Below are 25,365 nucleotides of genomic sequence, written 5' to 3'. Positions count from 1 at the left end.
ACCATGTCGTCCGTTCCTATCGGCCTGCCCGGCTATGCCGAGTTGCAGTGCTTTTCCAACTTCACGTTCCTGCGCGGCGCATCGCACGCAGAGGATCTGATCGAGCGCGCCGAACGGCTCGGATACTTCGCGGTCGCAATCACGGACGAGTGCTCGCTCGCCGGCGTCGTACGCGCGCACGTCGCGGCAAAGGAAGCCAATATTCGGTTGATCGTTGGAGCGCACTTTGAGGTGACGAATCCGGACGGCACCCCTGCCCTTGCCTTCACTGCATTGGCACAGAACCGGGACGGATATGGCAACCTGAGCGAATTGATCACGCTCGCGCGCACACGAACATCGAAAGGCACATACCTCCTCACGCCCAATGACTTGGCGCGACCGGACGCTCCCTACTCGCACCTGCGTGGTCTGCCTGACTGCCTCGTGATTTTGTCCCCCGAATTTCCCGCGAACGAAGCACGGCTCGATGCTCAGGTGGAGTGGCTTGCCTCGACCTTCGAAGACCGTTGCTGGGTGGCGCTCACGTTGCACGCACGCGCGATGGACGATATCCATCGTGGGATTATTGAGTACGTCGCGGATAAGCATCAGGTGCCGGTCGTGGCCACTGGCGCGGTAACACTGCACGTGCGCTCCCGAAAACCGCTACAGGACTCGCTCACGGCGATCCGCTTGAATCGATCGATTGCTGAATGCGGGTTTGAACTCGCGCAGAATGCTGAGCAGCATCTGAGATCGAAGCTGCGACTCGCGAATCTCTACCCTGAGCGCGCACTTTCGGAGACGCTGAACGTCGCCAACCGATGCACGTTCCGTCTCGATGAACTTCGATACGAGTATCCCGACGAACTGGTGCCACCCGGCGTGACACCGACAAACTATCTTCGCCAGGAAATGTATCGGCGCGCACCGGCGCTTTCCTGCCGGAATCCCGCACGCAGTACAAAAGCAAATCGAGCACGAACTGGCATTGATCGCGGATCTCAAATACGAGCCGTACTTTCTGACTGTCTACGACCTTGTGCGCTTCGCTCGCAACGAAGGAATCTTGTGCCAGGGGCGCGGGTCTGCGGCGAATTCAGCCGTCTGCTATTGCTTGGGCGTGACGGAGGTCGATCCCGCAAGAAGCAGCATGCTATTCGAGCGTTTCATTTCGAAAGAGCGTGCCGAGCCGCCTGACATTGATGTCGACTTCGAACATCAGCGCCGTGAAGAAGTCATCCAGTACATTTATCGCAAGTACACGCGCACGCGGGCTGCCCTCGCGGCCGCCGTCACCACCTATCGCCCGAAGAGCGCGTTGCGCGATTCAGGCAAAGCGTTGGGCATTGACCCGGCGATCGTCGACAAGGTCGCAAAAGCGCATCAATGGTTCGATTCAAGCGCGGACCTTCTGAATCGCTTCGTCGAATCCGGCCTCGATCCTGAAGCACCGATGATCCAGCACTGGGCCACGCTCGCCTCTCACCTGCTCGGGTTCCCGCGTCACCTCTCCCAACACACGGGCGGCTTTGTGATCGCGCGTGGCAAGCTCTCCCGGCTCGTGCCCATCGAGAACGCGTCGATGGTCGATCGGACGGTCATCCAGTGGGATAAGGACGACTTGGAGGCACTCGGTCTTTTGAAGATCGACGTCCTTGCGCTCGGCATGCTGTCGGCAATCCGCCGCACGCTCGATCTCGTGTCGCAGCAGCGCGGCGAGCGGGTTGAGATGCAGGACATACCGCCCGAGGATTCGGCCACCTACGAGATGATTTGCCGTGCGACACCGTCGGCGTCTTCCAGATCGAATCGCGCGCGCAAATGAGCATGCTGCCGCGGCTTCAGCCAAGGACGTTTTATGATCTCGTGATCGAGGTCGCGCTCGTAAGGCCAGGTCCGATTCAAGGCGGGGCCGTGCATCCATATTTGCGCCGTCGTCAGGGCTTCGAGACAGTCACTTATCCCAGCGATGCCCTCAAAGTCGCGCTCGGGCGCACGCTCGGCGTACCCATCTTCCAGGAGCAGGTGATGCAAGTCGCGATTCTCGCGGCCGGATTCACACCGGGTGAAGCGGACCAACTTCGAAGAGCCATGGCCGCCTGGAAGCGCAAGGGTGGTCTGCAACAGTACTACGACCGCATCGTCAATGGCATGACCGAACGCGGCTATGAGAAGGCGTTTGCAGACGGGATTTTTGAGCAGATAAAGGGGTTCGCGGAGTACGGCTTTCCGGAAAGCCATTCGGCAAGCTTTGCCCTGCTCGTCTATGCAAGCAGTTGGCTCAAGTGCCATGAACCGGCCGCGTTCCTGTGCGCGATGCTGAACAGCCAGCCGATGGGCTTCTACTCACCTCGCAACTGGTCCAGGACGCAAAGCGCCACAAGGTTCGCGTCCTGCCGATTGACGTCACCATCAGCAACTGGGATTCGGCGCTCGAAGGCGACGGCTCGATGGCGCCCGTGCGGCTCGGCCTTTCGCTCGTTCGCGGAATGCGTGACGAGTCAGCCGCGCGCATCGAATCAGCACGCGCCGTGCGGCCGTTCGCGGACGTCAACGACCTTGCGAACCGAGCGCAGCTCGATCGACACGATCTGCAGGTGCTCGCCGACGCGAATGCGCTCCACTCATTGGCCGGCAACCGCCGCCAGGCGCTCTGGCAAGCGGTGGCAGCCGTGCCGGACCGAGACCTGTTGCGAGCGACCTCGCGCGAGGAAGAGACGCCAATGCTGGCTGCACCAAGTGAAGGGGAAGAAATTGTCGGCGACTATCGTTCGACCGGCCTGACACTCAACAGGCATCCGCTTTCGTTGCTGCGCGAACGGCTCGATGCGAAGAAGATCTACAACGCCGCGAGGCTCGCGACCTATCCCAACGGGCGTCTGGCGCGCGCCTGCGGCATCGTGACAGTAAGGCAACGACCGGGAACCGCGAACGGCGTGCTGTTCATTACGCTGGAGGACGAGACGGGCCAGGTCAACGTCATTGTCTGGCCATCGCTCGTTGAGAAATTCAGGAAAGAGGCGCTCGGTGCATCGCTTTTGACCGTCTACGGCGTTTGGCAACGCGAGGGAGAAGTCCGACACCTCGTCGCAAATCGACTGGTCGATATGACGCCGCTACTCGGTCGGCTGACCAGCGCGAGTCGGGATTTTCACTGACCTCTGAGACGCGCCGCTTTCAAGACTGCTCTTTTGCTTATCGTGCGCAACGATTTGAGATTAGCCTCGTCTTGACATTCCAGGACACCGGGTAACTTCGAAGAAAGACACCTGTTTATGGTTGTCTTTCCAGACTCCACTCACATCGAACGAGTTTAGGATTTCAGACGCTGCGCCTTACTGCCGATAAACCAAGAGCTTAATAACCTTTCACGTACAGGACTTAAATGCGCCTCTTTCTCGCAATTTTCCTTCCTTGGATTCAATTCTTCACGATCGGCCGCCCCATCGCCGGGATCATTTGCCTTCTTCTGCAGATCACGATCATTGGGTGGATTGAAGTGGTGGAGGGTCGCGCCGAGGGTCCTGAGGCCGTCGAATTCTCGGTTTCAGACGACGGCAAGTTTGCCAGCGCAAACGTCAACTTCTGGCTCGACGGAAAACTCGCGCCCGTAGAGAAGCAATGGGAAGTCGTCGGCCTAACATTGGGCGCGCTCGTCTGGGAACTCGGCGATCTAATACAGGCCTGCATTGACGACATCAACTATCCCGAGGCCATGGGCAGCCTGACTGGGAAGGCCGCCCAAGGAGGGCTACCGGCGCGCTCAATGCAATGAGAAAGCAGCTCGTCAGTGACGCGCGATGGGGCCTGAACAAGATTCGCCCCGTCCGCTTTTTATGATTCTCCGCTTCCTATTCGGCGAAAACTTCCTGCAAGGTGTGCAGGGTATCCAACATTGTCTTATCGGCGACAATGCCTTCTTTCTTTACCATTCTTGCCTTGTCTACCGCGCGAATCTGGTCGAGCAGAATCAGGCCTTCTTTTCGTTTGAACGTCACCGGTATGCGATAGGGCGCTGAGCGGCCCTTGGATGTCATCGGCGCGACGATGACTGTTCGCAGATGGTCGTGCATTTCCGGCGGGGAAATCACAACACACGGCCTCGTCTTTTGAATCTCGCTGCCCATCGTCGGATCGAGTGCGACCAACCAAACCTCGCCACGCGCTACCATGCAAGCTCCGCGTCATCGGCGTTGCCAAAGTCACCAATCAACAGCTTATCGTCGCCACTCTCTGCGAGAGATTTGCTTGCTTCGGCCCATCCCTCACGGGCTTTTTGCCGGGGGCGCCGAAGCACAATCGCGTCGTCTTCGACTTCCATCTCGACTTCATTCTCCAATCCCAATTGCGCAAGAAAAGGCTTTGGGATAAGCACGCCTTGCGAATTACCCATTCTACGAATCGTCGTTTTCATAGTAGCACCGTAATAACAATGTTATGCCGCGCAGGCGGGGCCGTCAACACAATGTTATTACAATGCTGCGCTTGCGTCTCTGACACGGTGTCGGCTGATGTCGATTCAATCTCGACTTCTTCGTCGTCTAATATCCACCGTCATCTGAGTCCGACCATTGTTCGCCTGTCATGATGCGAGGTCGTGGTGAGGTTTTTGCTAGCAAGATCCTCGATCCGCCCGATCCACGCCGCGAAGTCTCAGTAGCGGCCAACCTACGCAGGAGACTTCATGGCTCCCCGCTCGCTCGCCTCGCTCACACTGAGTTTCGGCCTCGTTTCTGTCCCCATTAAGCTTTTTACGGCGACTGAAAGTAAGTCGGGCGTGGGCTTTAACCTGATGCACAAGGGCTGTGGAACGAGGCTCAAACAGCAATACGTCTGCCCCGCCGACGGCAAGGTGGTCGAGCGCGCCGATATGGTGAAGGGCTACGAGTTCGAGAAAGACAAGTACGTGATTTTCGAACCGTCGGAGCTTGAAGCGCTGGAAGCAAGCGCGAGCCACACCGTTGACATCGTTTCCTTTATGCCCAACGAGGCGATCGACCCGATCTATCTGGACAAGGCTTACTATCTCGCGCCGGATAAGCGCGGAGGAAAACCGTATCAGCTTCTTTACCAAGCGATGCGTGAAAGCGGCACATGTGCGCTCGCCCGATGGACGTCGCGCGGAAAGCAGCACATCGTCCAGATCCGCGCTGGGCAGGACGGCATCATCATGCAGCAGCTTCTTTATGCGGATGAGGTTCGCTCACAGACCGCACTCGATATCGAGCATCCCGAGATCCAGGAAACCGAACTCCAACTCGCGCAGCAATTAATCAATCAATACCGCGTCGACGGATACGACCCGTCTGCCTTTTCCGACGAGGAAAAGGAACGGATCCTCGCCGCGATCGACCAGAAGATTGCAGGAAAGAAGATTGTCGCCGCACCGGAAGTGCAGCAGACCGGTGGCGCCGTCATTGATTTGGTCGAAGCGCTCCGAGCGAGCCTTCAAAAACGCCCGCTGGCCGCCGTCAAAGAAAAGCCCGCCCGTGCGGCCGCTGCAAAGCCGAAAGAGCCGGAGGTCGTCGCGCCTGCCGCCAAGACTCGTAAAGGCGTGCGCAAAGCCGCGGCCGCGCCGGAAGCAGTGCCGACTCCAAACCGCCGTACCGCAACGAAGAAGTGACGATGCGTAAGGGTGATGGCTATAGTCTGCGCGACGTTCAGCGAATGCTCGGCGTGTCCCGAAGCGTCGTGGAGCGGCTGATCACGGCGGGATTCGTCTCGCCCCAACAAGGCGACAGGCGCGAGCGCCGCTTCAATTTTCAGGACGTCGTGATGCTGCGCACGGCCAACTCGCTGCGGGCGGCCGGCGTCTCACCGCACAAGATTGTGCGCGCCCTGACCCATCTGCGCCGGAGCTGGACAAAAGACGGTGCGCTCACGAGTCTCCGGATCTCGGCGATCGGCAACAACATTGCGGTGCGCGATCAGCACAGCCGCCAGTGGGACGCTGAATCCGGCCAATTGCTGATCGACTTCGAGCCCAGGCCAGATTGCGGATCGGTCGCTTCGTTGGACGACCCGTCTCCTGCCCGCACACGGCGGGCGCAGAATGCGGCCGTTGATTTCTTCGCCGAAGGCCAGCGCTTGGAAGAGGACGATCCGGCGGCCGCCGAAAGCGCATACCGTGCAGCACTCGCTCAGGCACCGGATTACACGGACGCCTCATTGAATCTCGGGTGCATTCTGATGGACGCGCAACGGTACGACGAAGCGATCGACGTCTATGGATCGGCACTCGAATACCGTCAGGATGACCCGGTTCTACACTTCAATCTCGGCGTAGCCTTGGAAGACGCGGGCAGCCTACGCGAAGCTCTCGACGCCTACCAGGCATGCATTGCGCTGTCCGATGACTTCGCCGACGCCCATTTCAACGCCGCGCGGATCCACGAAGAGTTGGGCGAAGCCACAAAAGCAATTCGTCATTTGAATCACTATCGAAAGCTGCAACGCGATTAATGCACGGTGGCATCACGGTTGCTGGTCAGAACGGCGTCAACCAAATGGAGTGCGCCATGAAACCCGAACCATCCGATCCGGTCGAGCGAGCCGACAAACGCCGGGAAGCACTGGGAGCCGGCGACGTCGTGGAAAAGCCCGACGGCACAATCGAGCAGAAGGAACATGGCAGCATGGACGCGACGCTCGTCCCAAAGGGAAAGGATCACCCCGAGCGCGGGCCCTACGAACCGGAGCACGACCACAAGGACCCGGACGTCGAGCCTGATGCCGGCGCAGATCATCCACGCAGCAAGCCCGACTCGGAAGCGTGACTGACGGGCTGCCCGAATTGACAGCGCGGCGAGGCGATCATGTTCGTTTCTTATCTAATCGACCCAGGACGCAGCGTCGTCGAACCCGTGAAAGACGGCTTCGACAAGGCTCCGTCGCTCCTCGGAACCGACAGACTTGACGTCACTGCGCTTTGGACGGGATCATTCGATCCCGATTCATCTGTTGAAATGATCGTCGCCGACGAAGCTACGCTCGACGAGGCAACGTCAGAGACGTCATTCACATACCGATTTACTTGCCACGGCCGAACCCGGTCGCGCCGGTTCACCGGCAAGGGCGTTCTCGTGGCTGTGGGTGACCTTCCTGACGATATTGCTCGACAAATGAGCACGGTTGAGGCGGTCGCCGCCGCTGTTAGCTGTTCTCCCGAGACCCGCTCCGCATCCGCAGATGTTGTCCATTGGAGCGCCCACCCGGTCATGGAAGGTCGAAGCGCACCGGTTCGACGAGGCCCGCGAAGAGGCGAAACATCGAAGTCGGGTACCAACAACAAGTAAGCCTTCCGCCGGCAGCGTATGGGGAGACTCGTTTTTTTACGGCACACTGTCGCATTCGCAAACCGACATCGGCGCCATGTCTCACGTTTTTATCCCGACCTCAGAGCAGCTCGCGGTCCTCGATGCTGTCTCGGCCGGGGGCGATTTGAAGATCAAGGCATACGCCGGGGCGGGAAAGACTTCCACCCTTCGACTCATCGCCGAGCAGTTATCCAACAAGCGCGGCTCCTTTTTGGCCTTCAACAAGGAGATCGCTGACCACGCGCGACGCGGTTTCCCTTCGAATGTCACTGCACGCACCGTGCATTCGTTGGCATATGCGTCGGTTCCGGCCGCGCTATCGTCTCGCGTAAATCTCCCGCAGGAACCACCGCACGAACTCGCAAGCCGCTACGGACTCTGGCCGGTCGACGTGCCGACGATCACCGGGAAGACAGTAGAAATCACGCTGTTCGAACTCGGCCGCATGGTTATCGATGGGCTTGGGAGATACTGCCGCTCGGCCGACGCAATGCCAGAAGCGTTTCACATCCCCGTCGACGAAAAGGTACATCCCGAAGCGGTAGTCTGGTTGCGCACGACGTTGCTGCCGTCGATCCAGCGTCTTTGGCGCGAGAGCATTCATCCGCGCGGCCAGAGCGCGATCGCTCCCGACGTCTACCTGAAAGTCTGGGCTCAGTCGAATCCAAAAATCAACGCGGACTTTATCCTTTTCGATGAAGCACAGGACAGCGACGGCGTGATGTTATCGGTGCTGGGCCGACAACGTCACGCGCAGATCATCTACGTCGGCGACCCGTATCAGCAAATATATGAATGGCGCGGCGCGGTCAATGCGATGTCCACGATACAGGCTCCCGAACTCGGACTGACCGAATCGTTTCGCTTCGGTCACACCTTCGCCGCGCTCGCGAGTCGCCTTCTCAGCCTGCTGCACGAGCGCACCCCAATTCGAGGCCAAACCTCGATAGGCTCGATCATGGTCGAGGATCCCAGTGTCCAGCCGCCGGTTGACGCGGTGCTACGCCGCAAGAACGTCACGGCAATTTGGCACCTCGCTGCTGGTCTCGAAAGCGGGCACAAGCCGGCGATTCGCATGAGCCCGTCTGAGATCGAAGCGTTCGCGGGCGGCGCTGACCTATTGCTCGCGGGAAAGCGCGCTTTTCGCCCGACCGCATTTTCGTTATTTGAGAACTGGGAAGACGCGCAGGCGTTTGCCCGGAGCGCAGTCGGTGCTGATTTGCTTCCTATCGTGCGGATCGTGGAGGAGTGCGGGACGGATTACCTTCGCAATTTAGCGCGCCGCGTGGCGCCTCCTCAACATGCGGACTATGTCATCTCAACCGTACATCGTGCAAAGGGCTTGCAGTGGAAGCGGGTGAAAGTGACGAACGACTTCCGCTTCAAGTTCGACGAAGGACGCCTCACGCTGGACGACGACGAAATGAGACTGCTCTACGTTGCGGTCACGCGGGCGCAGCACGTCCTCGATATCTCGGAGATGCGCGACGAACTACTTCGACTCATCGGCTCATCAAAAGCGCGGCTCGGACCAAGCGCACAAGCAACGTGAGCGGCAGAAAGCGACCCCTTCCGGCCGCTCGTGGCCTCCTTCAGCGAATGGCGGCCTACAGAGTACTCCGGTCGTCGCAAAAACCGGCGTCTAGCGCGCTGTTCTTTATCGCGCCCGCGGGTCTCACAGGGGCGCCGGCCACTACAACCTCGAGCCGGTACGATCTCTGCTGCCTAGGCGTCTTGCGCCGCGCGTAGCAAGCCGGTCGCAGGTTACGCCCTGCACTCGCGGATGAAATCCGGATCAGTGGAATGCCGTGAGGTCTTTCGGCTTGATGTCATGCTGCTCGCAATAGGCAAGATAGCGCTGCAGACCGGACTTCCAGTTTTCGAGCGCGACGATGTTGTCGTTCCCGTCGAGGAAAAGGAGATCGCCGGTCACCTGAACCAGCGTGATTACATATCCCTCTCCGCTTCCCGTGCTGACGACTTCGGGCGTGTGGGTCGACGCGGCGGTCTCGTACACGACGCTGCCGGGTCCGGCGATCCAGTCGTGCTCCTTGTATTTCCACTGGCCTTCGATCGTGTAGACCAAGACCGTACCGGTGTGGTGGTGCTTGGGCAGTTGCATGTCGATGGGTGACTTCATCAGCACGATCCATTCGCCCCGGATCGGGTCAAGCTTGAAATACTTCAGCAGGACATTTTCTGCATAGGGCGTGAACGGTACCCAAGGCAGCGATTCGCCATCGATGACTGCGGTGTCGACGTGTTCGTAAAACATATCCGTCTCCATTGGTGTTTATGGATGTGGTCGAAAATTGGAACATGTCAGGGCTGCCCGCCCATCAGAGACAGGCGGGCAGCCCTCGATTTGTCGGAGCAAACCGTTCGGTTAGACCAGCGAGATGCCCGCGAGAGTGGCGCGCAGCATCTTTCTTGGCGCATTGCCGTAGTCCGCCACTGCGTAGTGTTGGACCCGCAGGTTGTCCCACATGGCAACCGTGTTGGTTCTCCACTTCAGGCGTACCTGGTATTCCGGAATCGCGGCCTGAGAGGTCAGATAGTTCATCAGATGATGGGCCTCCGGCATGAAGTCCTGGCCGTATCGGATGTCCTCGAAGTTGAAGAAATTCGAAAAATGGGTCGTGAACGCCGAGTTGACGAACAACGCCTTTTCGCCTGTCTCGGGATGGGTGAGGACCACTGGATGCTCGGCGCCGGGGTTTTTCGCGGCCATCGCGTGACGTTCTTTGATCGGCAACTGAGCGCCAAAGGTGTGCTCGGCGCTGTGCTTTGCGTACAGGCCGTCGATCCGCTGTTTGATAGTGTCGGGCAGCTTTTCGTAGGCCATCACCATGTTGGACCACATTGTGTCGCCGCCGGATTCGGGACCCAATTCACAGCGCAACACCGCTCCGCTCGGGGCGGCGCCTTCTTGTAGGTGACATCCGCATGCGACAGGTTTTCGCGGCTGGCCTTTTCGACGTAGCTCTTCGGTTTGCCAGGATCGAGATTGCGGTAAAGCATCAGCAGCTTGTCCGCCTCCGGATGGCTCGGCGCAAGGGGATGGGCTTCAAGCTCGGCGAACTGCGCGGCAAAGTTCTGTTGCTCGATCGGCGTGATGTTCTGATCGCGAAAGAACAGGACCTTGTGCTTCAGCCACAGCGCCCGGATTTCGGCGATCGCGTCGGGGTCCAGGGCGGCATCAGCTAGGTTGACGTTGCTGAGTTCGGCGCCGATGGCGGGCGTGCAAATCTCCACCTTGACCGAATGCTGACGCACCGACGGTCGAATAATGGCCGGTGCAACCGGCATGGCTTGCGAGGTAATGTCCTGGGTTGCGGCGCTTGATGTCATTGAAGTCTCCAGTCGGTGTTTGCGCGGCGGCGAGCACTACGTGCGTCGGCATTTGTAGCTGGCCTGTCAGCGGGCGGGAGCACCGTTTCATTGAACCGTGGACCTAATGGTAAGCATTGCTGCGGCGACGCAGTTAGCATTGCCGGACAATTTATTAGCTTGTTGGGACAGGGGCAATGAGCCGTCGCGGGAAAGCGGACGGCGGCACGTTCCCGCACAGTGTGAGGACGGCAATGCCGGCCATCGCCGGAGAGGGGCGGGACGTGTAACGTCACGAACGTGTAGGAGGATGCGGCTGGTGTTCCAAGAGGAACCCAGCCTTCTACTTATGCGCGTTGGGGCTGCCTGACGCGCGGCTCTCGCGGTATTGGGTGGCCCAATCCGACGGTGTCTTGCCAAACTGGCCGCGGAACCAGCGCGAGAAGTCACCGGCAGTGGAAAAGCCGAGGAGTTCGGCGACTTCATACAACCTGCGTTTGCTGTTCGCCAGATACTCCTCGGCGAGTTCAGCACGTACAGCATTGATGATCGTCGTGACGCTCTCGCCCTCGGCCGCCAAGCGCCGGTTAAGCGTGCGTCGATGCATGCCGAGATGCTGGGCGACCTGCTCGACCGAACAAAGTCCGCTTGGCAGCAGCATCCTGGCAATCTGGCGCGCCTGCTGCGCCGGCTCGTCGCGGACGTTGGCCAGTTGCACGTCCAGCCATCGCTTCACCTCGCGATTCAGCGTCGGGTCTGCTGCCGGGATGGGCATGTCCAAGTCGCGGCCGCGGCAAACGAAAGCATTGCATTCCTGTGAAAACTCGATTGCTGTACCCAGCACGCGGTGGTGCACTTCAAGACTGGCGGGCCGCGCGTGGGCGAAACAGATCTTTGTTGGCCGAAAGGTATTGCCACTCAGCGCCCTGAACATCCGGAATCCGATGGCGGCTGACTGTTCGATTGTCTGGCGCCATATGCCAGGGGGCTGCATGTTCGCGCCCATATGCAGCAGCACGACATCGCCGGCATCATCAAGCCGCAAATGCACGCCGGCGTTGTGCAGCCGCATGTAGCGGACGCACGACTGCATTGCGGCGCGCAGCGTTGGTTCTTCCCGAAGCACCAGCGCCAGCATGCCCAGATTGGCCAGACTTCTGGTTTCCGCGAGCAACAGCCCGAAGGCCTCCTGCCCGGACAGACGGGCCGACTCCTCCAGCAGCCACCCTACCGAATCGGCACTGATCATCAGATTCGCATCGTCGAGGACCTTGGCCGGCAGCTTCGCCATCCGCAGCATACGAAACGGATCCAGGCCGACTGAGCGGGCCACGTGGTCGTAGTCAGTGAGAGTGGCACTTCTCGTTAGGGTATACACCTTCGTCACCTGTCCCAATTTCACAAGAGTATGTCCTGGCAAGCTTAATGCAGATCAGCCGGTCAGGCTATTTTTGGAGACCGGAACTTCAACGGACGGAGACAGAAGATGGAAACAAGCGCTGCAACGCAAATCGGTCAGCCTCGCGCCGCACTGGCGCACGTGGATGCCGACGACCCCGCCGCATTCAAGCACTGCTTTGCCGAAGTCAATGGCATTCGCATGCATTACGTCGACGAGGGTGAGGGCCCCCTCGTCATTCTGCTGCACGGATTTCCATACCTGTGGTACATGTGGCGCCGCCAGATCGGCGCGTTGGCCACGGCCGGATTTCGGGTCGTCGTCCCCGATCAGCGGGGATTTGGGCAAACCGACCGGCCAGATGCCATCGAAGCCTACGACATATGCCAGTCAGTCGGAGACATGGTTGGTTTGATGGCGGCCTTGGGTGAAACGTCCGCGGTGATCATGGGACACGACCTGGGTGCATGGGTGGCACAAGCGGCGGCCATGTTGCGGCCGGATCTGTTCCGTGGCCTCGTGATGCTCGGTACCGCGGTGCCGCCGCGTGGGAAGGTCAAACCGACCGTCGGGTTGCTGGCAATGGCGAAAGGCAGGGTGTATCACCACCTGTACTTCCAGGAGATCGGCAAGGCGGATCGCGAGTTTGCCAGCGATCCGCGCAAAACATTGCGCAGCGTCTTCTACTCGATCTCCGGCAGCGCCGTCGGCGCCGAACGCTGGCGCCTGTTCGTCGAACCCGGCGAACCCATTCTCAACGCCTTCACCGAGCCGAAGGAGTTCCCGACATGGTTGAGCGCACGGGCGATCGACTACTACGTCAATGAATACACACGCACGGGATTTACCGGAGCCTTGAACCACTACCGCTGTCGCGACCGGGGGTGGGAAATCACCTCGTTTCTGGACGGCGCGGTAGTCCGCCAGCCGAGCATGTTCATTGGCGGCGCTGCCGACCCTTCCCTCGAACCGGTCGAAGTCCGCGGTATCTACGATCGGCTCGACAACTGGCTGCCCGGACTACAGAAGAAGGTGCTGCTACCCGGCGTCGGCCATGCTCCGGCAGAAGAAGGCGTTGATCAGGTAAACGAATTGCTCCTCAAATTTCTCGAGGAGTTTGACCGCTAGCGTTAGTTTGCTGGCAGCGCACCGAGAGCAAATCAGCGGCAGTGTCGGCACGAGTGACCACACGCGTGCGAAAGCGCTGCGGAGGCAAGAGGAAAACGATTGCGAGGGTCCGTTGTCTGGGCGAAGCGGATGCCCGAACGTCCACGCGTCGGTGAGGGCGAATGTCGCTTGGTGGCCGATTTCCGAAGCTCGTGGGTTAAACGCTGATCCCATAGAGACGTCGCGGATCATCGCGATCGGAGCAATTCGACGGAAAGATACGGCGGAAGATGCGATTGGAACTGCTTGGTCTCGACGTTGAACCAGACCTGTTTCCAACCGGGCCGAAATCCGTCGAATCGCAATACCAGTGTCCCCCCAGCGCTGAGTTCAAACCTATACACGAAACCGTTGACCGGGGCGAACATGGCTCCTCCATTGTTATGCGGGAACGCGTATTGCATCGACCTTGAAGCCACTTTCAAGGGAGAACAGCAATGGCAGACCAGCATAAGCCCGGTGAAACCGTTAAGACATCGGGGATTTACAAAGTCGTCAAGGAAGGCGACACCGCGTCGGGATTCGAGGTCACGTGCGTAGAGGGCGAGCACTTCCCGCCGACTCGAAGCGGCAAAGGCGCTCACTACGAACTGATCCACGCAGCGACCCACTCGCACAAGCACAACGAACTTGGGAGCGCCGACTAACGGGCGCCCCGTCACAGGGTCGGCGACGTTCTCACTGGACGGTCGCCGGCTCTGCCCCGTTGGCCGGCGGCCAGATACCGCTCTGCTCCGCGTCGGGATCTGGAACCAGCCCTAAATCCGCTCCGAACCCCGGCACTTGCCCGCCAATCATGGAAACGTACGCGTCCCAACCGGGCTGATTGCCTGCGAACAGGTCGTGCTGGATCGTGTATGCCAGAAGTTTTCGGTTCAGTTCCGGCTCAAGCAGCTCCTTCGACCACAGAAAGAACGCACTCGCTGCCCGCGCTGCGTATTCGTATGGCGTCAACTCCCCGTCCACGAGTGACAGTAGCGGAAAACCCGCCAACGCCTCTTCCTGCGCGGCCGCCTCGCCGATCGTGTTGTATCGGGCCGCACACTTCATTACACATCCGATTGACTCGACAACATCCCCGAAATGAAGAAGTAGCGCACGCCGTTCAACCGCATCTTGCTCTCCCATACGATCTCTCCCGTTTTCTGATGGTTAGACTTTATTTCAAACCAACCGCCCGCCGCATTGCCACCGTGATGCCTTGTCGGCATTGGAAGTATCCCGCCCACGGATCAGCACCGAGCGATCGCTGACGCTGCACTGCGTTCGCGATTGTCCACTGATCCGCTGCACGGACGTCCTTCAGCTCGTCCCACGCTATCGGCATCGACACTCCCATGCCCGGTCTGGCTCGCGCCGAGAAGACCGAAGCAGTGCTCGCGCTTTTGCCGTTGCGCAGATAGTCGATAAAGATCTTGTTGATTCGGTTCTTCGGTCCGAGGACCGCGGAAAAACGCTCGGGCATGATCCCCGCCATATGCCGCGCTATAGCTTGCGAGAACCCCTTCACCTCGGCCCAACTTTGCCGACGAGTGACGGGAACAACGATGTGATACCCCTTCCCTCCGCTGGTCTTAGCGAAGCTCTTGAGACCGATCTCGTCGAGCAGAACTTTCGCGAGCAACGCGGCGTCGGTCATCATCTGCCACGGCAAGCTAGGATCGGGGTCAAGATCCAGCACAAAGCGATCGGGGTGATCGAGGTCGGGTTGAACAGCATTCCAACTGTGGAATTCGATAACGTTCATTTGCGCCAGCCCGATCATCGCCTCGCGCGTGTCGATGGCGAGCAGCGGTGGGTGATTGGGGTGAAGGTCCGCTGAGAGGCGCGTTATGCCGGGGATGCCCATCCGCTCTTCGTGCTTCTGAAAAAAAAGCTCGCCTTGAATTCCAGACGGCGCACGGACGAGCGACACGGGCCTGTCTGTGAGATACGGCAGAGCGAATTCAGCAATTTCGTCGTAGTACCGCACCAGATCGATTTTTCGCAGACCCGTAGTTTCGTCGATCACGCGCTCTGCGTTCGAGACCTTCAGGCCGGCGATCACAGTCTGTCCCGCCCGCTTCGACGCCGGGCGCGCCGTGGCCGATTTCCTCGGCTCTGGCGCCGACGCGTCGACATCAACTTCCTTCTCTTCGATTATTTCTTCGGCTGGCTTGTCTGTGCGCATGCCGTGAAAGATCGGATGGCGCACCTCACCATTCGGCGTCCATTCTAGGAACGAGGCTTCGACAACCAAGAACGGCTTTAGCCAGAGAAAATCGCGCGCCCGCTCCGCTGCCGGTGGGTTGTAGAACGGTGAACGTGCTTGGATCAACGCATCAGTTTGTTTTTGCAGTTCTGCGATCTGGCGGGGACGCAGTTCCGCCTTGACTGTTCCGGCAAAGCGCAGCGATCCGTCCCGCTCATGCACCCCGATCATCAACGAGCGAATCCCGGATTTAGCGCCCGCCGTTCGGGTAAAACCCCCAACGACGAATTCTTGTCTAAGCAAGCATTTGAGCTTGAGCCAGTCCGTCGAGCGGCCGGAACGATACGGCGCATCTGCGCGCTTGCCCATGATCCCTTCGAGACGCATCCGGCACGCAGACGCCAATAGGGAGGCGGGGTCTTCTGCGAACGACTCGCTGAGCCGCACGTGTTCGCTAGGCATTTCATTGATAATCGCAGCCAGAGCGTCCTGACGTTCCCGGAGCGGCACTGCGCGCATATCCAGACCGTTCAGGTACAACAGATCGAAGGCGAAATAGGTCAACTGCGCGGTGCTGCGCCGGTCAAACGCGTTTTGCAGGGCGTTAAAATCCGGGACACCGCCCTCGGTCAACACGACGACTTCGCCATCGAGCCATGCCGAGTTGACCGGCAACGTTGCCAGCTCCCGCGCAAGCACGGGCATTCGATCAGCCCAGTTATGCCCGCCCTTCGTGATGAGCTTTATCGCCCCGTTTTCGATCCGACACATCAATCGATAGCCGTCGAATTTGATTTCATAGCGCCAGTCGCCGGTGGCGGGCGGTGCTTTGGCAAGCGTCGCTAATTGAGGCGCGATAGCGTCGGGAAACGCGTCCGGGGCGCGCGCTGCCGCGTCGGGATTCGATCGCTTCCGGCTCATGTGCATCTCGTTGAGGTTTGATCATCGCATTGTGCAATAGACGTGCCTTCACACAAGCGCGGTGCTCGCTTGCCGCCCCGGACGCGCCCGCCGAATGAAGTCGGCATCGGTTACCCTTCAAGTTGCGTGCTAACAGGAGGATGCCAATGTGCGGTCGATACAGTCGAGGACGCCCTAGAGGTTTGGACTACGTTGAGCCGTTGATGACAGACGCCGGCGACCCGCGGATCAAGCTGGATGAAGACCTTTTCCGACCTAGCTGGAACGTCGCGCCCAGCACAAAGCAGCCCATCCTGGGGCCTGACGGCGCCCGCTTAGAACCATGGGGATACAGGCCAGGTTGGGCCGTCGCGCGGAAAACGCCATTGATGGTGAACGCGAGGCTGGACAAAGCCGGTTCCTCCGCGTGGAAATCCATGTGGAAGAAGGGCCGCGTGCTTGTGCCTGCCGACGGTTGGTACGAATGGATCGCAGAGGAAGGGAAAAAGCAGCCCTACTACATTCAGCCGATCGACGGCCAGCCACTCTTCTTCGCCGGACTGACCAGCACGACGTTTGGAATGGAACCCCGTGAGGGCGAAACCTACGGGTACGTCATTGTCACTGACGCTTCGTCGGGAGGAATGCTCGACGTCCATGACCGTCGTCCGTTGGCGCTGTCTCCAGATGAGGCCCGGCAGTGGCTTGACCCAGAGACGCCGTACGAGACAGCCACGCACCTTGCGAACAATGCCGTTACTCGTCCGGAAAACTTCAGGTGGTTCCGCGTCAGCCCTGCTGTGAACAAAGTGGGCAACAACGAACCAACGTTCAATGAACCCATCGACGACGAGAAGCCCTGAAGGAATAAAGGCCAACGCACGGACCACTAGGCGTCAACTTCACGCCGTCGCAACTGCGAACCAATTTACGGAAATCGAGGAAGCGAAAAAGCCCCGGGGTCAGTGACGACCCCGGGGCTTTTTTCATCAACTCGCGACTCACGCCGCTTCTGCAAAAAGACACTGCTGCCGATCATCTTGACCGATCAAACCGTCATGCTCTCGATTGCTGATCGCCTGCGAGACAAGATGAACGTCCAATTCAGCGGGCGTGAGATTGAGGCGTTGCGCGAGCCTGCTGAAATACTGCCCGCGCTTTGCCATCTCCTGATACCGCTGCGCCATACCGACCGGGAGCCGCACAATCCCCTCGTTCAGCCAATACCGCGCCGAATCGATTGCATCGCGATGCTGCGTGTCCAGCATAAAGGCCGTGTCGTAGGTACACGTCACGAACGCGCACGCTGCTTGCGCATCGACTTCAAACTGCGAAGCCTCCTCGAAAAAAACAGTCTGCTCACCACCGGTTGTTCGAGCGTATCGACTCGCTCGATTCGGGTGCCGGTAGCGATTCCACTGTTCGGCGTCGTGATCTCTGAGGCCAATCGACGGCGCTTCGCGATCGTACTTGCCGACCGCGTACCAGCCGTGCATGACGATGTCAGTCTTTGGCATCGCCTCGATCTGCGGCACCGCATATCGCCGACCTAGAACATTGACGTCATGCCAGACCGCCAAGGCAGGAAACGCATGCGGCGCATAGTGGTGCATCGACAAGAAGAAGTCGATGGCCACTAGTTGCTGCGGCGTGACGAACTCAAACTGCGGATCGCAAAGATCGCGGTTGTGCTCCGAGTCAGGAATGCGACCCGTCGCCAAATCGGCCGCATGCACCTCGGCTCGATCCCGTTCATTCGCGTCGATCGACAGAAGCATCTTGAGCATTTCAATCCGCTCGCGCCATCCGTAAGTGTCCGGTCGCACACGCGCATAGCCTGCTTCGCTGACCGTTCTTCCGACCAACTCACGACGCGAGAGATCCCGCTGAATCGCCAGCAGATAATTGCGGAAATCGTTGAGCGGCTTGAGATGCGCGTATTCCGGCTCCTCCACCATGAACTCCATCGACTTATCGCGATCGCCGCTCACGCAACAAAATGCACATCCGAACCTGCTTCCGCACGATGCACGCGCACCGCTTTCACCAAGGACGACGCCGCACATGCCACCGTTACCCGCCCGGTAGATCTCCGATAGCTTGGCGATCGTCGCGGGCGCGAGTGGGCTTGGGAACGGCAGGGTTTCCGGCTCTGCCATGCAACCGAGCATTGTCCACACGTCGTCGCTCGTCCAGTCTCTCAAAGGACTAAGTGTCAGCGTACCGGATGCCTGTCTCGTCGCGACGTCCGCCCGTTCTTCACGGCCTGTCATCGCGAGTCTGCGTGAGCTACTCTCGTCAAGGCGGTTTCCTATGACAGTGACGACTTCGCGGAGACCGGATGAGGCTGCTCGCTTTTCTAACATGGCGCGCAGCCGACCTTGTGGTTGAACTTTCCAAGAGTCGGCGCACGCGCGCGTCCTCTTTCCATCTCTCACGCCGTTCTCTGGCGTTCGAACAAGCGTGCCTCTGCCAATCGTTGAGACAACGAACTGCGACGCGAGCGACGGCTTGGTCAGATGCACTTCAACAGGAAGTCCGCTGACTTCGGCGAAAGCCTCCAATTCATCCAAGACCCCGTGAAGATGATTTTGAATCGTCGGATTCTCAATCGATGTGTCGGCTGAGGTGATGTAATGCACGATTCCCCGCGCACCGCCCGAACGACGGATCGCTTCAAGCATCAAGACCGTCGCGCACGACGAATCTTTTCCGCCCGAGAAGCCGCTTGCGAGCGAATGACCCTGCTCGATGTACGACTGCATCGTTGCGATCGCAGCTTCCATCATTTTGTAGATATCTCGTTCCATCGTTGCTCCAAAGTAAAATAGGAGCGCCCTTTCGGGACTGCTCCCGAAAGGGTTGATTGAACTGCTGCTAGAGATAAAGGCCTACGCTCGCGCGTTGGGCACATTCGAGTGATTGATCAGCAGCGGCGAACATATCCGGCTGACGTGATGCGCGGTCAAGGCGCGGTAGCGCTTTGGCGTACCGACTCGGACCGCTGCCGTCGAAGCTATCTGCGCCCGCCGCCGCGCATATGCGGATGCGTCGCGCAGAATTGACACGACCGACGTGCAAGTGGCAATTACGCCGACGCGCGAGTAACCCCCACGCCTCGGCCGTTGCCTCCTTCCACTCGGTCGAGCCACCAATGAAGATGCCGACGACTGGCGAAAGGAAGCTCGCTACATGCTCGAGCTGCATCCCGTCCTGTACCGCGATGAGTAGCTGCGTGGGCATGCCGCGCAAACGCTCTTTCCACCGCAACGAATAATCGAGCGAGGCAAGACCGCCCTGCACGATGTCCGGAAGAACGATCCAATCAGCGCGCTCCCCCAACTTGTCGACGGCCAGGAGAAAGGCGTCCTCATCGAGCAGCTCGCCTTGTTGGAACGCCGACCACGCACCATTGTCGAGTGCGTACCGCATGCCTTCGGTTCGAAGTTCGCCCTTCGCCGACACAAGAAGCCGCCACTGGGCATCCTGTAGTGCCTTCAAGTTGCGACGCGTACCAGTCCGACTCGCATAGCCCACCATCGGCGGGCGATGCATAATCAGCCGCTCCTCGATCTCCGGATCGTCATCGGCGGACCCGTCAACGGCATAGTAGTCAGCGTACGCCATAACCGCCTGTGACCATCCGAGCTTCTTACCGCTCGCGTAGTCTCCCAACCAACTTGGTGCGATCACGCTGGAATTCATGACCGAACCTCGCGCGGTTTCTTAGCTCTGCCCGCGATGATCAGGAATTCCAGCTCACCGGGCGCGCGGTCGATCTTGCGCACCCACGGACGGACATTGTTTTTACAAACCGGCGTGTCTGCGATGTACTGCAGCGCTTCCTCCAGCGTTTCGATCTGCTTTGCCGGGGCACCAACAATTGCGGCTTCAAACATAGAAAACTCCACACTTAGAATGCGGAGCAGCCCCATACGGGCTGCTTGCCCGCATGGGTTGAAAGAGAACATCAGCACGCGGCCGGCTTGCGCAGCGTGAACATCGAGGAAGTTACGTTCCGAACGTCACGGTGCGCGGTAGGGTTCACCGAGCGCCGTCACTTCAGACCAGTTGGCCAAGTAAGCGCGTGCGACGTCCGGGCGATTTGAGATCACCAGGACATTCTCTGAGTTAACCCGGGCCGCAGCGGCGCTGTAGTTGTACGAACCCGTCTCAACCGTCGTCTGGTCGATGATTACGACCTTCGAATGCTGAATCGGAAAGACACGAACAACGCGCACCGGAACGCCCGCATACGACAACGCGTTCAGTGCAGCGGCCGCTTTGCCGCTGCGGTCCTGTTCGATGTTGTTCTTGTAGTCAACGGTCACCGCGACATCCACGCCGCGATGCTTTGCAGCGAGCAACGCCTTGACCACAGGCGCTGCAGTGAACGAGTACGCGAGGACCCGAATCGAGGACCGCGCGCTGTTGATCGTTTTCAGGACCAACGCTTCGGCACCCCCATTCGGCGAGAAAGCAACCTGCACGTCATCGGCAGCCACCGCAGGCGCGGTAGCCGAGAAAGAAAGCGCACCGATCAGCGCAGCAGAAATCACTGCAATACGAAACTTCATAGAAACACTCCAAGGTAAGGTTTACCCCCAAAGCCCCACGTCCTTTCGGAACGCGGGGCTCGGTACAAGAGAGGTGTGGAATCAGGCGTACAACACCCACAAAAGAACGCGGAGCGACCCCAGCGGGCCGCTTGCCCGCAAAAGTTGAGAAAAGAAGGAAGGGGCGATTTGTGCCGCTTACTCGATTAGCTTGACGCTCCGCCACCAGCGACCGCCCGACGGCAGGTCTCTGATGAAAGAGAAGTTCTCCACCTCATCGCGCGTGAGCTCGATCACACCGCCCTTCAAGATGGCGGCTTGAAGATAGACAACATTCGCGATGGCGAGCACGCCGTGCTGTTCGGCGACCGACGCAATACCGAGGCCGACCAGCACCACCGAGAACGTCTTGGCAATATTGCTTTCCGAGTTCGCCACCGCGACGCCACCCAGCGTGATGAGCACGATGCCGATGCCGTACAGGTAAGGGCCGCTGATCAGGTTGCTGATCGTGCAGATGATGTCCGTCAGGCCCGTCAGGTTGGAAAAGTCCCCCGCTGCCATCGCGGCCACCGACACCACGCTCAGCAGCGCGCCGACCAGCATCGACTTGCCCGGGCGCAAATGCTTAGCGACCGTGGCCGCTCTGTTCAGTACCTTCTTTCCGTTCATTTGATGCTCCCGTTAAAAAACGCGTTGTAGGTCGTAATCGTTGTTTTTGAATCCCCGGATCTCGAGGATTTCGGAGACGTGCCGCATCTCGCCGGTGCGCTTGAAGTGCACGACGTAGTTGAAGCAGTCAGCGATGTTTTTGCGCATGTCTTCCAGCTCCCAGCGCGATCCAGTCGGGATGCCGAGCATGGCGAGCGATTCAAGGCGGCTGAGCGCCGTGCGCGCGTTATTTGCGTGGATGGATGCGAGACCGCCGTCGTGGCCTGTGTTGAGCGCCTGCAGCAAATCGTAAGCTTCGCCGCCGCGTACTTCGCCAACGATGATGCGGTCGGGGCGAAAGCGCAGACAGAGCGCGACGAGCAGCTGCGTCGTGACGTTGGTATCCGCGTTGGAGAGCAGCCGCACGCGATTGGGCACGTGCAGCTTCAATTCCATCGTGTCCTCGATGGAAATGACGCGTTGGTCCGCGGGAATCTGTTCGATCAGCGCATTGAGGAAGGTCGTCTTGCCTGCGGATGTACCGCCGGCGACGAGCACGTTTTTGCGCGACTGGACGAGCGCAACTAGCGCGCGCATCAGCGCTTCGTCCTCGATGCGTTCCTCGAAGTGGATGGCTTCCGCGTATTCCGGTCGGGCGTTGGCTGCCGAGAACGCCCTCATGTTCACGTAGTCTGACAGCGTGAGTTTCGACTCGCGGTGCTTCCGGATGCTCAGCGCATGGCCGTCAATCGACGTCGGGCTCATGACCGCCGCGATACGCAGGTTCTGGTGACCGGCGTTGATGATGCCCTTGTCGCTGCCCGCTTTCGCCGACTTCTCAACGGACGAGGCGAGCGAGTGGATCGCGCCTTCGAGCTGTTCCGGGCGCAGGTCGACGTTCTCGCGCGTCATCACGCCGCGACGCTCCACCCAGACGTTGCGATAATCGTTAATCATGATTTCCGCGAGGTCGGGCGAGTCGAGCAGCTCGCGCAGCGGCGAAAGCGCATGGAAGAACATGCGCACGGCTTCTGCTTCGAGCGGGCGCAGCTTTAGGAGTTGGTTGTCGGCAGACTCGGACATGCGATGCTTTGTGGGCTATCTAACATGTCGGCTATTGTTGTTGTTGGCGGACGTGCGCAGGCGCCGAAAGAGGCGTCAAATTGAGCGGCTTTCGCGGCGATAGATCTGTTTAGGATGGGCAGCGCTCGGGCGACACCCTCACCTCACGACCTTGCCGACCCGGGCCGACGGTTCGGATTTCGGCTCGGCGGGGCCACTGCCGCTATCCGGATAGCGGCCGTTTCGGGGAATAACGCATAAAAACATATAGCTTTCGGGTTTATCGCGCCCGGAAGTAGATGCTAAGCGTTTGCTATTTGGACGCCGTAAGCACTTGCTGTCACGCCCCAATTATGAACGAGAGATCCTTTCGGGGCGCGGGTGGAAATGCGATCCTGCCAGCGAGGAAATGATCAGGTGGGCTTGGCCGACCAAGGACTGCGTGAGCAGACACGCCTACTATATTGTGTGTCCCAGCCCCGGAGTCTTCGGCGATGCGCGTCGGAAAACCAGTCAAGCCTCTTCCCAATCCCCATTGCGACTACTGCGGCATTCTCGCGACGCTCGTGCATGCCGGCGACGACGCCTACCCCTACCGCGACGATCACGGCCCGCTGTGGCTTTGCGCGGACTGCCAGGCGTGGATCGGCGTGTTTCCGCGCAGCACCCGCCACGTACCGCTCGGCCGTCTCGCCGACGCGCGCCTGCGCGACCTGAAGGCGAAGCTCCACGCAGCGCTTGAGCCGTTGGTTGCGGCGAAGGTTCGGCGCGATGGCTGCAATGTTTTCGAGGCGCGCGCCAAAGCGATGAAATGGCTCGCCGGCGAAATGGGGGCGGATGCGGAGAAATGCTCGATCCATACGCTCGACGGGGATCAATGCGTGCGCGCGATCGCTGTCGTCGAGCGTTTTCGACGCGACCGCACCGTTACCCCTTCAGAACCGGCGTGGGAAGATCGTTAACCCGGGCAGTCAACCAACCGTTTTCTATGCCTCGCACCCTTCCCCTCCAGCGCTCGCCCCAAGCGGCCCGTGCGCGCCTCGCCAAGGCGCAACTGCTCCCGATCCCGCGTGCAATCGCCGATGACCTCGCGCTTCGTGCCCACCTGTCGTTGGAAGCGATTCGCGGCGGCTGCGACCACATCGGCCCCGCTCAGCACATCACCGAGGTCGTGTTGTTGGGCAAGTTCCTCAGCGAGGCGGGCCACGGTGAGTTCTCGCACGAATCGTTGCTGGCGGCCGACCGGGCAATGGCCGAAATATTCGAAGGCGGCCGGCAGACAGGCACGTGGGGTGTGGCCTCCGACGCCGTCTTTTCACTGCTCGCTGCCATCGTCAGCATGTACGACAGGCAACTCCATAGCGCAACGCTCGCCGCGCTGACCACCGCGAGCGACCGTCTGGACCGGTTCAAGGCGGGCGATGCGTACCAGCCGCTGCAGAAGAGACGGCGCGCCTGAGCCCGCGCGGTCGAAAAAAAAGCCCGGCAATGCCGGGCTTTTGGTCTTCAGGGAATGCCCGGCCAAGCCGGGAACTAGCAAATCACCTCCATCGTCTCGCCAAACGGCGCTTTCCGGGCCCGCGTCAGAGGCGTCGTTGACGCCCACAGCACCGGGTAATGCGGCGCGACCGTCGGGAAGCGCCCCACCATATCTGTCAGATAGACCAGGAAGGCCGGGTTCATGCCGTCTTGTGCCACGCGGTTGAACGGGTCGACGAACTGCCTCGCCCGCCATTGCCTGCAGATCGCCGGGAAGCTTGCCGCGCATCGCGGCCGCTTTCGCGGCCTGGGTGACGGCAACCTTCCACTCCGCTTCCTTTACCGGCTTGTCTGGCCCCTTGTAGGGCCGTACTTCACCGAATGAGCCGGGATGCGAAGGCTGATCGCCGGGCGACTGCCCCGGCGCGGCGCCGTTTTGGCCACCCGGCTTCCGAGCCTGTTTGCCGCTCGGCTGCTGCTGATCTTGCGGACTCGGCGGCGGCTGCTGATTCTGCGGCTGCTGTTGCTGCTGCGGCGACTGGTCCTGCGGCTGTTGCTGCTTCTGCTTCTGCTTCTGCTTCTGCTTCGCCTCCTGCGTCAGCAAACCGTAGATTTCCTCCGCCGACTTTCCCGTGTAGCGCGGATCGACCAGCGCCCCCTTCGGCAGAACCATGCCCGAGGACAACACGATCGGGTTGATCGCGTAGTCACAGGCGTCGTTCCAGCGATCCGCGTCACGCGCGCCCTGCCGCCAGCAATGGCCATTGGCCACATGCAGGACTTCGTGCGCGACGACACCGCGGACTTCGAGATCACTTAGCGACTCCATGTAGGTCGGGTTGTAGCCCAAGGTCTCGCCGTCGACCCAAAATGTCTTGGCCGACGGATCCTCGCGGACATTCAATCGGAGCGCGAGCGCCCCGAAGAACGGCTGTGAGAGAACGAGCTCGGTCCGCTGCCGGGCAATGCGCGGATGGACCGCGCTACTGCCCAACACCACATCGTTGCGGTCCATGATGCCTCCTTACGCGACTAAGCGCAGTTGGCTCGCATGCGCCGATTCAACTTCCATCGGCTCCGGCTGGATGCCCATGAACGCCGCCATCAGCCCTTCAATCTCCTGTGCCTTGCTGGCCACCTGAGAACGAAGCACGCGCGAGTCCTTCAGTTCCGCCCCTGTGTGCACGGCCAGATGCGCCTTGGCCTGCTCGAGGATGTGCGTGAGCTGCGGGTCGTTTGCGAAGTTGAGCTTTGGCAGCAACGCGCAGAGCTCCCGCACGTTATTGGCGACGTCGAGCCGCACGTTGCCCGTCGCGTAAAGCCGGTTGC

22 protein-coding genes and 5 pseudogenes are annotated in these 25,365 nt (G+C 59.9%); 12 read left to right on the top strand and 15 right to left on the bottom strand.

What is annotated here, in order from left to right; translation table 11 throughout:
• The first annotated feature begins 3 nt into the window (after positions 1-3).
• Positions 4-3,143 (top strand): annotated as a pseudogene (locus tag AC3D25_RS00670) (error-prone DNA polymerase).
• 227 nt (positions 3,144-3,370) lie between these two features.
• Positions 3,371-3,481: pseudogene (locus AC3D25_RS00665) on the top strand (YqaE/Pmp3 family membrane protein); the annotation flags it as partial.
• A 355-nt stretch (positions 3,482-3,836) separates the two neighbouring features.
• Here the strand turns inward: AC3D25_RS00665 and AC3D25_RS00660 are convergent.
• Entirely contained in the window at positions 3,837-4,157 is a 321-nt protein-coding gene (locus AC3D25_RS00660) for a type II toxin-antitoxin system PemK/MazF family toxin (protein WP_488886601.1), read from the bottom strand.
• Positions 4,151-4,399, bottom strand: a complete 249-nt coding sequence (locus AC3D25_RS00655) for an AbrB/MazE/SpoVT family DNA-binding domain-containing protein (protein ID WP_488886600.1) — start codon at positions 4,397-4,399, stop codon at positions 4,151-4,153. Before AC3D25_RS00655 ends, AC3D25_RS00660 begins: the two co-directional genes overlap by 7 nt.
• 270 nt (positions 4,400-4,669) lie before the next feature.
• Between AC3D25_RS00655 and ku the strand changes: the two genes are divergently transcribed.
• The 5 genes from ku to AC3D25_RS00630 all read left to right on the top strand — a co-directional run bounded on the left by ku (position 4,670) and on the right by AC3D25_RS00630 (position 8,853).
• Positions 4,670-5,608 (top strand): non-homologous end joining protein Ku, encoded by a 939-nt coding sequence (gene ku / locus AC3D25_RS00650; RefSeq protein WP_488886599.1) that lies wholly within the window; start codon positions 4,670-4,672, stop codon positions 5,606-5,608.
• 2 nt (positions 5,609-5,610) lie between these two features.
• Positions 5,611-6,447 carry a tetratricopeptide repeat protein gene (locus AC3D25_RS00645; protein ID WP_488886598.1) on the top strand — a complete coding sequence of 279 codons (837 nt, stop codon included), beginning with the start codon at positions 5,611-5,613 and terminating at the stop codon, positions 6,445-6,447.
• 56 nt (positions 6,448-6,503) lie between these two features.
• Positions 6,504-6,761: a hypothetical protein gene (locus AC3D25_RS00640; RefSeq protein ID WP_488886597.1), complete on the top strand. Its 258-nt coding sequence runs from the start codon at positions 6,504-6,506 to the stop codon at positions 6,759-6,761.
• A gap of 39 nt (positions 6,762-6,800) precedes the next feature.
• Positions 6,801-7,280: a hypothetical protein gene (locus AC3D25_RS00635; protein ID WP_488886596.1), complete on the top strand. Its 480-nt coding sequence runs from the start codon at positions 6,801-6,803 to the stop codon at positions 7,278-7,280.
• A 76-nt stretch (positions 7,281-7,356) separates the two neighbouring features.
• Complete coding sequence (locus AC3D25_RS00630) at positions 7,357-8,853, top strand: ATP-binding domain-containing protein (protein ID WP_488886595.1); 1,497 nt, start codon at positions 7,357-7,359, stop codon at positions 8,851-8,853.
• A 243-nt stretch (positions 8,854-9,096) separates the two neighbouring features.
• On the opposite strand, the gene AC3D25_RS00625 is transcribed toward AC3D25_RS00630, so the two are convergent.
• The 3 genes and pseudogenes from AC3D25_RS00625 to AC3D25_RS00615 all read right to left on the bottom strand — a co-directional run bounded on the left by AC3D25_RS00625 (position 9,097) and on the right by AC3D25_RS00615 (position 11,964).
• Positions 9,097-9,576 carry a 2,4'-dihydroxyacetophenone dioxygenase family protein gene (locus AC3D25_RS00625; RefSeq protein ID WP_488886594.1) on the bottom strand — a complete coding sequence of 160 codons (480 nt, stop codon included), beginning with the start codon at positions 9,574-9,576 and terminating at the stop codon, positions 9,097-9,099.
• A gap of 111 nt (positions 9,577-9,687) precedes the next feature.
• Positions 9,688-10,610: pseudogene (locus AC3D25_RS00620) on the bottom strand (TauD/TfdA dioxygenase family protein).
• Between the two features lie 364 nt (positions 10,611-10,974).
• The gene (locus tag AC3D25_RS00615; protein WP_488886980.1) at positions 10,975-11,964 is read right to left on the bottom strand and encodes an AraC family transcriptional regulator; all 990 of its coding nucleotides are present in this window, start codon (positions 11,962-11,964) and stop codon (positions 10,975-10,977) included.
• Positions 11,965-12,117: 153 nt separating this feature from the next.
• Between AC3D25_RS00615 and AC3D25_RS00610 the strand changes: the two genes are divergently transcribed.
• Both AC3D25_RS00610 and AC3D25_RS00605 read left to right on the top strand, forming a co-directional pair.
• The gene (locus AC3D25_RS00610; protein ID WP_488886593.1) at positions 12,118-13,158 is read left to right on the top strand and encodes an alpha/beta fold hydrolase; all 1,041 of its coding nucleotides are present in this window, start codon (positions 12,118-12,120) and stop codon (positions 13,156-13,158) included.
• A 476-nt stretch (positions 13,159-13,634) separates the two neighbouring features.
• The gene (locus AC3D25_RS00605) at positions 13,635-13,844 is read left to right on the top strand and encodes a hypothetical protein (RefSeq protein ID WP_488886592.1); all 210 of its coding nucleotides are present in this window, start codon (positions 13,635-13,637) and stop codon (positions 13,842-13,844) included.
• A gap of 31 nt (positions 13,845-13,875) precedes the next feature.
• On the opposite strand, the gene AC3D25_RS00600 is transcribed toward AC3D25_RS00605, so the two are convergent.
• Positions 13,876-14,325 carry a hypothetical protein gene (locus AC3D25_RS00600; RefSeq protein WP_488886591.1) on the bottom strand — a complete coding sequence of 150 codons (450 nt, stop codon included), beginning with the start codon at positions 14,323-14,325 and terminating at the stop codon, positions 13,876-13,878.
• A gap of 31 nt (positions 14,326-14,356) precedes the next feature.
• Positions 14,357-16,309 carry a DNA ligase D gene (ligD, locus tag AC3D25_RS00595; protein WP_488886590.1) on the bottom strand — a complete coding sequence of 651 codons (1,953 nt, stop codon included), beginning with the start codon at positions 16,307-16,309 and terminating at the stop codon, positions 14,357-14,359.
• Between the two features lie 140 nt (positions 16,310-16,449).
• Between ligD and AC3D25_RS00590 the strand changes: the two genes are divergently transcribed.
• Entirely contained in the window at positions 16,450-17,151 is a 702-nt protein-coding gene (locus tag AC3D25_RS00590; protein WP_488886589.1) for an SOS response-associated peptidase, read from the top strand.
• 138 nt (positions 17,152-17,289) lie between these two features.
• Here the strand turns inward: AC3D25_RS00590 and AC3D25_RS00585 are convergent, their stop codons facing one another.
• The 6 genes from AC3D25_RS00585 to AC3D25_RS00560 form a co-directional block, all read right to left on the bottom strand.
• Positions 17,290-19,098, bottom strand: coding sequence for a phosphoadenosine phosphosulfate reductase domain-containing protein (locus AC3D25_RS00585; RefSeq protein ID WP_488886588.1), 1,809 nt, complete (start codon positions 19,096-19,098; stop codon positions 17,290-17,292).
• A 67-nt stretch (positions 19,099-19,165) separates the two neighbouring features.
• A complete protein-coding gene (locus AC3D25_RS00580; RefSeq protein ID WP_488886587.1) occupies positions 19,166-19,993 on the bottom strand; it encodes a hypothetical protein in 828 nt (275 codons plus the stop codon).
• A complete protein-coding gene (locus tag AC3D25_RS00575; protein ID WP_488886586.1) occupies positions 19,990-20,187 on the bottom strand; it encodes a hypothetical protein in 198 nt (65 codons plus the stop codon). The genes AC3D25_RS00580 and AC3D25_RS00575 overlap by 4 nt, the downstream gene beginning before the upstream one ends.
• A 126-nt stretch (positions 20,188-20,313) precedes the next feature.
• The gene (locus tag AC3D25_RS00570; RefSeq protein WP_488886585.1) at positions 20,314-20,865 is read right to left on the bottom strand and encodes a phospholipase D family nuclease; all 552 of its coding nucleotides are present in this window, start codon (positions 20,863-20,865) and stop codon (positions 20,314-20,316) included.
• Between the two features lie 177 nt (positions 20,866-21,042).
• Positions 21,043-21,516, bottom strand: coding sequence for a hypothetical protein (locus AC3D25_RS00565; protein WP_488886584.1), 474 nt, complete (start codon positions 21,514-21,516; stop codon positions 21,043-21,045).
• Positions 21,517-21,528: 12 nt separating this feature from the next.
• A complete protein-coding gene (locus AC3D25_RS00560; protein WP_488886583.1) occupies positions 21,529-22,578 on the bottom strand; it encodes a TadA family conjugal transfer-associated ATPase in 1,050 nt (349 codons plus the stop codon).
• A gap of 473 nt (positions 22,579-23,051) precedes the next feature.
• On the opposite strand from AC3D25_RS00560, the gene AC3D25_RS00555 reads away from it, so the two are divergent.
• Positions 23,052-23,519 (top strand): zinc-finger-containing protein, encoded by a 468-nt coding sequence (locus AC3D25_RS00555; RefSeq protein WP_488886582.1) that lies wholly within the window; start codon positions 23,052-23,054, stop codon positions 23,517-23,519.
• Positions 23,520-23,545: 26 nt separating this feature from the next.
• A complete protein-coding gene (locus AC3D25_RS00550; protein WP_488886581.1) occupies positions 23,546-24,016 on the top strand; it encodes a hypothetical protein in 471 nt (156 codons plus the stop codon).
• Between the two features lie 74 nt (positions 24,017-24,090).
• Here the strand turns inward: AC3D25_RS00550 and AC3D25_RS00545 are convergent.
• Together AC3D25_RS00545 and AC3D25_RS00540 are read right to left on the bottom strand one after the other, a co-directional pair.
• Positions 24,091-25,051 (bottom strand): annotated as a pseudogene (locus AC3D25_RS00545) (DUF2201 family putative metallopeptidase).
• Between the two features lie 9 nt (positions 25,052-25,060).
• Positions 25,061-25,363: pseudogene (locus AC3D25_RS00540) on the bottom strand (hypothetical protein); the annotation flags it as partial.
• Positions 25,364-25,365: the final 2 nt, after the last annotated feature.

It is taken from the genome of Caballeronia sp. SL1002, assembly GCF_057814995.1.
Note: the sequence above shows the minus strand (reverse complement) of the source record. Positions and strands in the feature narration are given on the sequence as shown.